The organism is Roseivirga sp. (genome assembly GCF_049099775.1).
Lineage (GTDB): Bacteria > Bacteroidota > Bacteroidia > Cytophagales > Cyclobacteriaceae > Roseivirga.
Genome location: NZ_JAGDZM010000004.1, coordinates 32183 through 44309, shown reverse-complemented (window position 1 = coordinate 44309; position 12127 = coordinate 32183). Strand labels below are relative to the sequence as shown.

Below are 12127 nucleotides of genomic sequence, written 5' to 3'. Positions count from 1 at the left end.
GAACATTTTTCTGATATACCAACCCGTCTTAATCATTAGTTAATCTGAATAAACATAAGCAGTTACTGCTGAGACTACATTCGTAGTTGCTATAAACAATGCACCTCCACTAGCTCCAGAGCTGGTATAAGAAGCCATAAACTGAACCATAGACGGAATTCCAGATGCGGTAGACATAGCTGTCAAGGTTTTCTTAAGCTTATCCTGATCGGCAGAGCTCCAATTTCCCTCAAACGTTTTAGCAGCCGAAGCTTGATCAGGGTATTTATTGGCAATATTAACCGCAGTTTGAATAATAATGGCCTCTTGAGCAGCCCTCACATTTTTACCACATGGAGTACCACTACCTGTATCACAAGGATAGTCTTTAAGCATTAGTTTGTGAACTGCATTCCAATAGTCAGCACTTGTGGCGGGTGTTGGTCCTTGATTTGCAGCTTTAATAGCATCTACTACGTGAGTGACAATCTGGTCCATAACGGAACCTGCCAGAATAAGGCCTAAAGCTTTCAACCTAGAGGCTGTAGTTGCAGAAATACCACCATCAGCGGCATCTGCAGCAGCATCAGCGGCAGCATCGGCAGCAGCATCAGCGGCAGCATCAGCAGCGGCATCGGCAGCGGCATCGGCAGCGGCATCGGCAGCGGCATCGGCAGCGGCATCGGCAACGGCATCGGCAACGGCATCGGCAACGGCATCGGCAACTACATCAGCAACTACATCAGCAACTATATCTGCAACAATTACACTTCCATGAGCAAGTTCAAGGTTAGCGTCTGCTTCAGTGTAGCCATTCGATTCGTTGAAGGTTAGTTTTTCTTTCCCGTTCTTAAATTGATTTTTTGCTTTTTTTTGCATGATAAAATAAGGTTTAATGTGTGTGTTTATTTCAATGACCCATTAATATCCTCAACTGGTTCTCACCTATTGTGAACAATTTGAAACAAATTTGATCTGTTTTTCAAGTGTCATTTAAAACAAACCTAGTAGGCTTCAATTACACTGACAATACCCAATTTGAGGTATATTATTAGCTATAATATAATTATTACTTTATATATTTTATTTTTAAATTATTTTATAGAATTAAATAATTATTTATTTATATTTCAAAAATAACGTACACCATGTAACACATGCTACGATTCGCAATATTTGAAGCATCAGATAGTCTTCAGCAGAGCATATAGAAACCGATTATTCTGATTATTTAGACTATAAAAATCGATTTAAGTGAGTAAACCGATGCTCAGTTACTTATTGGCAACTAATCATAATCTTCAAGGCTTGAACCTCCTAAAATCACCTAAAGTAGCTTAGTTGATTATGTCTATCGATCGAGACATGGAAATTTCAATTTGATACATATTACCAGCAAAGTTCGCCATAATTGACCAAAGCATTTTTAAAACATCAATGGATGCCTCGATTGATTGAGACATCCATTGACATAGGTTTTTTATTGCGGTAATGGCTCAGGGAATTGGTTATTTCTTAGTCCAAACGTTATTGCTGGCATCCTTATCAGGGAATCTTCCCGCTGGGTCTAAAGTGATCTTAGCAATCTTTCTTCCACCAAAGGTCATTTTAGCTTTGAAAGTTCTACTGCCATTAAACCAAACATCTACAGGCCAAGTAACAATGGCTGTATTATCATCCACCATTACCGCATTCTTCATGCCTTTGATTTTCGGTCCATTAGACTCAAATTCTACTTTTAAGACCACAGGAGAAGGCATTTCTCCCGCTTGGTGTACTGTAACTTCTGTTGTACTGCCTGTTTTTACATTTTTTATCGATCCTTCTACTGATTCGGTAGTCCATAACCAGTAGTACCAAAACCATTCTAGGTTTTCACCGAGTTCATTGTTCATAAAGAAGATATAATCCCATGGTGAAGGGTGCTTGAATGCCCATACTTCAGAATATTTTTTCATGGCTGCGATCACTTTATCGTCGCCCACAATTCCGCCCAACATGGAGAGCATCGCAGGGGCTTTGCTATAGGTTTGATAGCCATAGCCATTCCCACCGTAATTGGCGTTCCACATCATTGTGGCTTCATCTTCACCACCACTTACTCTACCATAACTTCTGCCTCTATTATCTAAGTTGAAAGGCACACCCCTCGCATCATTTCTAGAAAGGATATTCATGTATGAATTAAAGCCTTCGTCCATCCAGCCATATCTCGTTTCGTTAGTTCCAAGCATCATTGGCCACCATTGATGTGCAATTTCATGATCTGCCGCTCCCTGATTGGAATTCACCACCATCGGATATTCCATTCCCGCACTTGGTCCATCTTGGAAAGTCAATTGAGGAAAGGCATAAGGCGCCCAAAGATTTGAATAAAACTCTAGGGCATGTCTTCCTATTTCGCCTGCGCGGGCAAAACGTTCCGCTCTTTCTGGTAAATAGAACATATGGATAGGGATTTCTCCTTTTCCGGGAATGGTAGCGCGTGTAGCTTTCCAGATAAATTCATTAGAAGTAGCCCAAGCAAAATCATTCACTTGATCGGCTACAAAATGCCAGGTTAAACTCTCTCCGGTAGTTGTTGCTTTTCCCGCACCTCTTTCATTTTCACCAACAATGGTAATCTCATCGTCTGAATCGGTAATTTTTGCCATGCGTTCTCTAATCGGTGCCATTAAAACCTCTTCAGGATTCTGAAGCACTCCAGTTCCACTCACTAACCAACCCGCCGGCACCTTAATTTTCACATCAAATCGTCCGAAGTTGTTAAAGAACTCTGCTGGACCTAAATAAGGCTGCGTTTTCCATCCCCTTAAGTCATCAAACTTGGCTACTCTTGGAAACCATTGCGTTGGCTGAAAAAGTCTTCGCTGCCAGCGCTGTGTCATTCTATGGGCATTACCTTTTTCGCCACCCGGTAGTTTCGTATGCCAATCAATTTCTAGTGTCGCTTTTGAATTGGCTGGAATGGGATTCGCCAAAGAAATGTAGGCTACTGTTTGTTGCAGACCTGAAGCTTCTAACCGCGGTGCCAATCTGGCCCCTCGTTGACGCGGCCTAGGAATTGGTGCAAGATCTACCAAGTCGCCATTTACCGTAATTCTAGTCACCACCATACCGTCAGTTGTTTCTGCTGGTCGCGAAGAACCACGTGGTACATCGCCTCTAAAAATGTTATGATCGAGCTTTAAAACGATCATTGTCATGGGCTCTGGGCTATTATTATGCAGGCTGATGGTTTCACTACCAGTAATAATCTGTGTATTGGGGTTAATGCTGGCATTAATATCATAATCTGTCTGAATTTGCCAGTAATTAGCACCTGGTCGTCCCGTAAAATCACGCGTACCTTCGGCAAAAGCTTTGCGAATGGAATTGGTCATAGGTACATTTTTGCGAATGGACCGCTGAGAGGTTTCAATAGAATTTCGAAGTGGTGTTTTCTTTTGGGAAAACGCGAGTGTACTCGAAAATAAGAATAAGCAGATAAGTAAGCGAGACATCATAATTAGTCGTAGTTTGGTTATTGACAATGAGTGTAAACTAGCCATTTCCACTGAAAATGTATAGCCCTAATTATGTGTGAGGTTCCGCTTCTTTATCAGAGTTTCTAGATCCTGAAATAAATTTATAGTAACCCTGAAAGCAATGCGCTCGCTTTCCGAATGACCTTAAGCCTATTGCCCACCTCCTGGTGGCGGCGGTGGTGGTGGTGGCATACTTTGAATTGCTGCATTTGCTTTAAGCTTTTTCAGATTAGCCTCGATAACCGATAAGTTTTTGTGGTTTGTCTTTTTAGCCAATTTATACCCCTCGGTGTACACTTTTATCCCTTTTTCTTGCTGACCTGCTCCTGACAATGCTACGCCATAATTCTGGTAGGCACTGACAGATTGTGGATACAATGCCGTGGCGAGTTCGAAGAGATTCAGCCCTTCGGTCACCTTTTTACCTTCTAATAGAATATTACCCATGGCATTCAAATAGGCTTCTGTTGGTTTGTATTCTTTACCAATTAGCGCACTGTAATCTCTATAATAAGTAAGTGCCGCATCGATATATCCTGATTTCTTACTGTCGGACATGAACGTTTGTAATAACATATCTGAAGCTTCTAAATCAAGGCCGTTCTGCATATTGTTTCTGGTCAGATTCCAGTGCTTATAGCGTGTTACATTGCGCAAGGATGATTTTGATACTCCCTTCAATTGATCTTTGATAAACGAAAAGCTGATATTGGAGCTTAAGCTTCTCAAACTATCCATAATGGTTAGTTGAAGTTGATTATTCTCTATACTTACGTTTGTGACAGTCATTCGATCTGCTCTGTCTGGCGTGTAGAAAGATAGATTCACAGTGAGTCTATTACCAACTGCCTCAATGTCTAAAAGCAATCCATTATAGTCATTGCTATAGGTAGACGTACCGTACCATTTACCTACAATATCTTTCGTAGTAATACTTTTGCCAGTTTCAGGAGAGGGAATCTTATAACTTAATTTTGGTTTCTTGATTTTAGGATAGCCCCCTTTCCTTTTCATTGCTTTAGCGACAACCCAACTCGCGACTTGAATCGTTTTTGCATTTGCAGCTGGGATATCAACGAGCTGAGATGGTACTGAGTCAGGTACTCCAAAACTTGAAAGTCGATTGCCCATTAACTTTCCTGATAAACCAACTGGGCTTTTATCAAATAAGGTGGCAAACATTGTCGTAGCGACTAAGTAGGAACCTGATGGAGATGGATGCGAACCGTCTACAAAGTATAAGTCCATTTGGTCGTTATCTCGTACTTTATCCCAAACCAGCCCTACAGGGGTAATTATAGCATCCAGTTCTTTGGCGATGTTTGTATAGGCCTGCGTCAGAATCTTTTGTTCCTTTGGCCGGTCTTCTATGGACCAAGTCATAAAGAATACTGTTTTGGCATCCGTCTTTTTGATCTCCGCGTCAAATTTCCTAGCATACTCAAAGAAGCGATCAGTTTGTCCAAAATAAGTAAGGTCATCGATGATAACGCGCATACCAAGCTTACTCTGTTCTTGAAGCACCACATAATCCCAATCGTTGGCATGAATGGCTTTCACTGCCCGATATTCTTCCCAATGCCTTTCTAAAGTCATCCCTCCTTGGCTAATCAATTGTGTTTCTACGACATGATTGGGTAGTTTTTCTTTGGCCAGTCCTTTCAATAACTCTGGAGCGCTGTTGAAATATGTATAGCTATTGCCTATGAAAAGAATCTTAGTGGTGTCAGATCGGTCAACTTGAGCAAATGAAAGCGCTGCTGTTGCAAGCAAGAGTAGCGTAAAAATGGCCTTCTGTTTCATTGATGAAGTTTAGATTTACTCAAATATAAACTAAATAAATAGTTATTCTTTGTGAATGCACCAAAGTACTGATCAAGCATTTTCTGTTACACGTGAAATCCTCTATTTCATGAACCCCTATTCATATACTTCAACCACCAATTCGATCTCCACAGCTTGGCCTCTAGGTAATGAGGTCATGCCTACTGCGGCTCGAGCATGTCGACCTCTTTCGCCAAAGACATCGACCATTAAATCTGAAAAGCCATTGATCACTGCGGGTTGCTCTACAAAAGAAGGATCACAATTGACCATGCCCAGTACTTTTACAATACGCTTTACCTTCTTTAAATCGCCTAACATGGTTTTTAAAACTGCCATTTGATTGATGGCCGTCATTCTGGCACCTTCATAACCCTCTTCAATGGTGATGTCCTGACCGAGCTTGCCTCTCAACTCTCGTCCATCTGGATATTTGGGGCCTTTCCCCGCCAAAAAAATCAAGTTACCAGCACGCACACCATTGACATAGTTGGCCACAGGTTGTGGTGGCGTTGGTAGTGTGATATTAAGTTCTTTTAACCGGGCTTCCGGGTCGTAGTCTGCCTCTGGGGCTTCTGCTTTAGGTTGTGAGGTACAGCTGGCCACTAAAATCATTAAGAGGACAGCCGCAAGGCATTGCGTATTGGTTTTGTACATGGTAAAGGTTTTGAAGATCAATGCTTAGTTGTTGCGGGGAATAAAGTCTGCGGCTTTCCATAGTGGATCGCTCAGGTAATAGTTTCCATTGGTCATTACTGCACTTACAGTTCTTAAATTGCTGATATCTTCTAGTGGATTTTTATTCAGAATGGCAATATCGGCCTCCTTACCTACTTCTAGCGTTCCGGTTTGGTTTCCTAAGGCCATGGCCCTAGCAGGAATAATAGTGGCCGTTTTGAGGGCTTCCAAAGGTGTAAGTCCGCCTAATTTGTGGTAAGTCTCTATTTCTAGGTACAGGCTATAGACAGGCACCACATTGTCCGTGCCCGCCACGATCGGCACACCCGCTCTATAAAAGTGACCAATGATCTCCATCGCTTTGGTATAATCTTTAGTGGCCTCTACCGACCGTTTTGGCCCCACACCGCTACGGAATCTTTTTCCCTCAAATAACTCATAGGCCATTCTAAAAGCATCAGGTTCGGCTACTTCGATGGGTGTTCCTCTGGGTAGGCTTCTGATTACATCGAGTGCAATCGTAGGGTCAAGGACGGTTTTGTGCTTGAGGAAGAAGTCAGTCGCTTGCTTCAATCGCGCAGCACTGACCTCATATTCGGATAAGAAAGAGCGACCGAGTTCGGTGGTGGTTTTGTCGGGATAAAGTACGGATAGAAAGAGTCCTTTATGACTGAGCTGATCCATGCCGCTTTCTACAGCGCTTACCGTGTTACCAACCGCCCTGGGTACATGGCCCGTGACGGTCATTCCCTTTTTGTGGGCTTCTTCCGCCAACACCTTCAACACCTCAGGTTGTATGGAGGTATAGATCTTAATCTGATTGTAGCCTTCCGCATAATACTTGGCGACCACTTCGCGAGCTCCTTCGGGTGAAGTGGCTCGGATTACGCCATTGCCCATAATGCCTGCGCCATCCGTCATGCCTGCCAACAAAATATCCGGACCCAAGGCTCCTTCTTTGGCGATGGCATCTCTAAAGGCTGTGGCGAACTCAATTTCATTGCCATTGTCGCGAATGGTGGTAACGCCTCCTGCAAGATAAGCCGGTGCCCACTGTACTTGGTTGGAATGTGCGTGCATATCGAACAATCCCGGAATTAAGGTCTTTCCGGCTAGGTCGATCACTTGAGCGCCTTCGGGGATTTCTGTGGATGCTCGGCTTCCAATGGTTTTGATCTTACCGTTTTCAACGATCACGGTCATGTCTTTTTGGGTAACATCGCTGAGGCCATCGACCACATCGGCTCCCACCAAAGCGGTAATAGCTGGTTGATCTTCTTTATGGTCGGCAGTGTATTGGGCCAAGGTATTCATTTGCTCGGTTACATTACCAGCCACAAAGGTTGGTAAGGCTTCTTCATAGCCCTTTCTCACCAATTCCCTGATTTGTGTATTGGCTTTGACCAAAGCGATCAAGTTGTTGGATTGGTCTAGCCAGATGGTTCGGCCGCCCCAGTTGATGCCTTCGACCACATAGCGATCTAGGGTAACTTCCTCTCCTTTGATCTGAATGATATCTTGTCCTGTCTTGGTAATCGTGATTTCACCTCTCGGTAAAGTGGGAATGCCCTCTGGCTTACCTTGCTTAAAATAGTAGTGATAGAGCATCATCTCCATCGCAGCAGGGATGTTACTGTGCAGCGGAAAGAACATATCGGGTGTTGAAGTGGTGGCTACCTCAAAGCGCTTTTCCCATACGGAAACCTGATCGGATTTGACTTCTACGATCAAATTATTCGTAGTATCACCATTGGCGAGCCGTCTATTGACATAGTAGGTTGGTGATAGGTCCATGGTCAAATGCAGCTCAGCATCTACGCCCGTGATGCGCCCTCTTTCATTTTCACCTTGAAGGGATTTCACAATGATTGAGTCCTTGTTGGAAGTGATTTTGTAAGACTCCTCTCCTATAAGTGATTGCCTTCGGTACACGAGAAAGGCTCCTTCTTCATTAATGTCTTCCCATTGATTCGGTTCAGGACTACAGCCGAAGGATAGCATCAGTGCTATCAATCCTAAAACGGAGCACTTCTTCCACGTGCCATTATTCAATATTGCTTTCATGTTCATATGCATCATAGAAAATTTGCCTTGAATCGATTAAAAAATCAGGCCTTCAATGTTTCTCGAAAATATCTCAACCAGTTGCCACCGAGTATTTTCTCAATATTTGTGGTGCTATGGCCCCGTTTGTCTAATCGTCTGGCAACATACTTATAGCGTTCGGGTTGGTCCAACTCTGGGATCCAAGGTGGCCAGCGGACTTGATAAGAGGGTTTGAATCTTGTCAATCGAGGTATATACCAGTTTTCGCGCGTGGCGCCATTGGCTTCGAGGCCTTCGATCGCAAAATCGGTGGCTACGCCCACATGGTCAATGCCTGCTATCTTAATCGCATGTTCAATGTGATCGACATAGGTGTCTAAAGTCGTTTTTCCTCCGGGATCTGGACCAATCATATACCCTAGACCAATCACGCCCATCATGCCGCCTTTATCGGCCATGGCACGAATCTGTTGATCTGTTTTGGCACGTGGATGATTTTTGTATAAAGCCTCACACATGGTATGGTTAAAGGAAACGCCTGCTTTGCTAAAAGCGATGGCATCGTTGGTGGTTTGCCTTCCGGAATGCGATAGGTCTACGACTATGCCGAGCTCATTCATACGCTCTACAACTTCAAGCCCGAAGTCGGATAAGCCTGCATTGGTGCGTTCGGTACAGCCATCGCCTAATAAATTACGCTCATTATACGTCAACTGAATCCAGCGGGCGCCTGCTTTGTAGAGTGTGTCAACATTGTCGACGGACTTCTCTACCATGGTGGCATTTTGAAACCCGTACATCACGGCTACTTTTTTCTCTCGCTTGGCGCGCAGAAAATCATCTGCCGTTTTCGCATGAATAAGCTTGTCGGAGTTGTCTTCGATACGTTGAGTCCATTCACGCATAGAAGCCATAGCAAGCTTCAGGTTTCTTGAAACTAGTGAGGCATTAAAGCCTGTATAACCCGACTTGGCAAGTGCCTTGAAGGAAGCTTCATTCCATCCTCGGGGAATCAGTAGGCCGTCAAAGACAATCGCTTGATTGTACACTTGATCGACCTCTTGATGCCGTTTGGAAGCAGATGTTGTGTTGAGACTGTCTTGATCTGCAAATGTACTGATCAGCTGCCAGGGCAAAAGCGCGCCCACCGGCAATATTTTGATTAATTCTCTACGTTTAAAGGACATACGGTCTTTCAATCTAATGATTATTCGCCAATTTTGCCGATCGACAATGCATTAGTTAACAACATTTATCATATGCACATACCATAAAAAAGAGGCCAGCTTTGTAACAAAGTTGGCCTCTTAATTCTATGTTATCTTTGGCTTAATTTCCTTTCTCCATTACTTCTGGACCTATTTTCTTCTTATCTAAATGCTTTACGCCTTCTCTCATCCACAATGGCGCTTGTGTGCCTTTTAAGTAATGATCGAAATATTGCTTCATTCGAATCTGGAAGTCCTTTTGGTTGGCTTCTTTGCCTAAGTGATGCGGTTCATCAGGGTAAGACAGGAGAATGACTTCTTTTCCTAATCTTCGTGCGGTTGAATAATATTCTAAGCCTTGTACCCAATCCACTGCGCCATCGGCAGTTCCATGTAAAATCATAAATGGCGTGTTAATATGCTTCGCATGATGGATAGGTGATTGACTTCTATACAGCTCCATATTATCCCACGGACTTACTCCCATTCTTCCTTGAGACCATTCAAGTATTGGTCCATTTAAATTACCTGTTCGTTTATAAGCTACATTATACATACTGATGAGGTTAGTTAATGGCGCACCAGTAATAACACAGGCAAACATATCTGTTTGTGTTACTATAAATGAAGACTCATAACCTCCCCAGCTATGTCCTTGTAAACCAATTCGTTCTGGGTCAGCATACCCTAAATCAATTACGGCTTGGGCGGCGCTTGTGACATCATCCAATGCTGAAGAACCTGGAAGCCCCACATCGAAAACAATGTCTGGCATGAGCACAAGATATCCGTTGCTTGCATAAGTAGACATATGAGGCCTATCATCATAAGTAGGCATAGAATACTGGTGGTGTCTTTGTGACATTCTTTCGTAGAAATAGATCACCATTGGGTACTTTTTACCTTCTTCATAATCCGCAGGCAAGGCTAACGTTCCTTGAAGTTTATGGCCTCGTTTATCGGTATAGTCTACGAGTATTCTTTTCCCCCACTTATAGTCTGATTGCTGTGGGTTTGCATCTGTAATTTGTTGTGGTTTTTTAAACGATAAATCCGACATCCAGTAGTCTGGGAAGTCTACAAATGTCTGTTCGGTATAAACAATACGATCAGCATTTTTAGCTTTAATCAATCGACCAATCATTTTATCTTCAAAGCGAAGCGCCTTGGGCTTTTTACCTAGTTTCACTTCGTAATAGCCCGATTTCTTAGTCCACTCGCCATAGGCTGAAAGAAGGATTGGCTTTGACATATCGAAACCTTTGGCCTCTGGGTCTAATTGCACTGCTCTAAAACGAATGCTTTGGTCATTGCCCATCTCTTTCGTTAGATTCATTGCCTCATTGCCATTCATTGAAATAGCCCAAACATCGAATTTATTATTAACTAAAACCCAATTCCCATCTGCCGACCAGCCACCAATACCATAGGTTGGCTTTTCTGTAGGCTTATCGAATTCAGTGTTTAAGAAGCTTACTCCTGCTTTTTTTGTAAGGTTGACAGTTTCTCCGCTCTCAAAATTATAGCCCATTAACTCGGCATTAGTAGAAAACATCGCCCATTGCCCGTTTGGTGACATACCGGAAAAAAAGTAGTTGCCTTTCTTGATCAATTGTTTTTCGCCGGTCTTGGTATTAATGCTGTAGAGATCAGCGAAGCCGCTGGGATTGTTTACATCGTTTCTATAAGACTTATCTTCTCTACCCACTGCCCAATTGCTCATATCACTAAAATTGACATTTGGCATGTCGCTATTGGCCAGTTGAATGAAATTAGCATTGGATAGATTGAGCACCGCAGCGTACGTAGCGCGTCTGTCTCTGTTAGCCCTTACAATCTGTGTAGACTGGACTTGCTCGTCTTTCCAGTGCCATACATCGACGTTGGCTTTTAATTGATTTTCTTTCTTAACCTCTTGCTGTTGTTCTTTGATTCCAAGGTAAATCTGGGTGCCACTTTCATTCCAAGACAATCTAGCATATTCACTGATCACCATTCCTTTGGGAAAATTAGAAGCTGTTGCTTCATAGAGGTCATTGTATGCGTTTGCCATTCCAGGTGTTAGTCCAGTCGTCCAAAAAAGCGCATTATCACGCTGCATATTCCCGTCTTCCTTCTTACCATATAAGACTGCAATCTTATCACCTGCCTTATTCCACGTCATTTGCGCATAGGTTGACGCACTTGTATGTAATGGCCATTTCCTATTCATGGTAAGGTCCATTATATAAATACCATTGCCGCCATCTCCATCGGCATCTACAAGAAAGGCTAAAAGCGTACCTGCTTTATTGAATGCATAACTCGATACATTGCCAATATTGGCTGTAACGCCGCTCTCTAAATACCTCAAGATCAAATCACTACCACTATGTTCGGCTTTCTTGTCAGCCGCATTTTTGTGAATAGCGATGAGCTTGGCATCTTTTGAAAAACTGTATGATTTCGCATTCTTGATTTCTTGTACAGCATTGGTATTCAGGTCTACTAAGTGCAAATTACTGACAACAGGTTTGTTACCAGCGCGTAGTTTATCTGCCACTTTTTTAGCTGGGTCGACCATATAGGCCACCCATTTACTATCCTCAGAAAAGGATACCTGTTTTGCATTGGTGGCCGTTCTTATGGTATCCCCATCTATTTGTCTAATATGTAGCGTAGCATCTCCCTCATTTGGAGCATAGGTATAGGTCATCCATTCTCCATTAGGAGACAATACCGTATTTCTAATGCTGTTCCAAATTTTATAGTCTTCGAGATTCAAAGCCTTCTTAGATTGGCCGAAGGCAAAAACGCTGAGAAATAATAGAGCCAAGCTAAAATAGGCTGAGCGTAAGTTAATAGTGATTTTCATGGTTTGGTTCG

The 12127-nt window shown here is 42.9% G+C and carries 7 protein-coding genes; all 7 read right to left on the bottom strand.

The annotated features are described in order from the left end of the window. Positions 1-39 precede the first annotated feature (39 nt). The 7 genes from JXQ92_RS04740 to JXQ92_RS04710 all read right to left on the bottom strand — a co-directional run bounded on the left by JXQ92_RS04740 (position 40) and on the right by JXQ92_RS04710 (position 12116). The gene (locus tag JXQ92_RS04740) at positions 40-858 is read right to left on the bottom strand and encodes a hypothetical protein (RefSeq protein ID WP_421985441.1); all 819 of its coding nucleotides are present in this window, start codon (positions 856-858) and stop codon (positions 40-42) included. A gap of 629 nt (positions 859-1487) precedes the next feature. Continuing rightward, complete coding sequence (locus JXQ92_RS04735) at positions 1488-3362, bottom strand: M1 family metallopeptidase (RefSeq protein ID WP_421985440.1); 1875 nt, start codon at positions 3360-3362, stop codon at positions 1488-1490. 294 nt (positions 3363-3656) lie between these two features. Further along, entirely contained in the window at positions 3657-5309 is a 1653-nt protein-coding gene (locus tag JXQ92_RS04730) for a DUF4886 domain-containing protein (RefSeq protein ID WP_421985439.1), read from the bottom strand. 117 nt (positions 5310-5426) lie between these two features. After that, complete coding sequence (locus JXQ92_RS04725) at positions 5427-5987, bottom strand: RidA family protein (RefSeq protein WP_421985438.1); 561 nt, start codon at positions 5985-5987, stop codon at positions 5427-5429. 24 nt (positions 5988-6011) lie between these two features. Next, positions 6012-8072 carry an amidohydrolase family protein gene (locus JXQ92_RS04720; protein ID WP_421985437.1) on the bottom strand — a complete coding sequence of 687 codons (2061 nt, stop codon included), beginning with the start codon at positions 8070-8072 and terminating at the stop codon, positions 6012-6014. 44 nt (positions 8073-8116) lie between these two features. Continuing rightward, entirely contained in the window at positions 8117-9241 is a 1125-nt protein-coding gene (locus JXQ92_RS04715; protein WP_421985436.1) for a dipeptidase, read from the bottom strand. 142 nt (positions 9242-9383) lie between these two features. After that, a complete protein-coding gene (locus tag JXQ92_RS04710; protein ID WP_421985435.1) occupies positions 9384-12116 on the bottom strand; it encodes a prolyl oligopeptidase family serine peptidase in 2733 nt (910 codons plus the stop codon). Positions 12117-12127 lie beyond the last annotated feature (11 nt).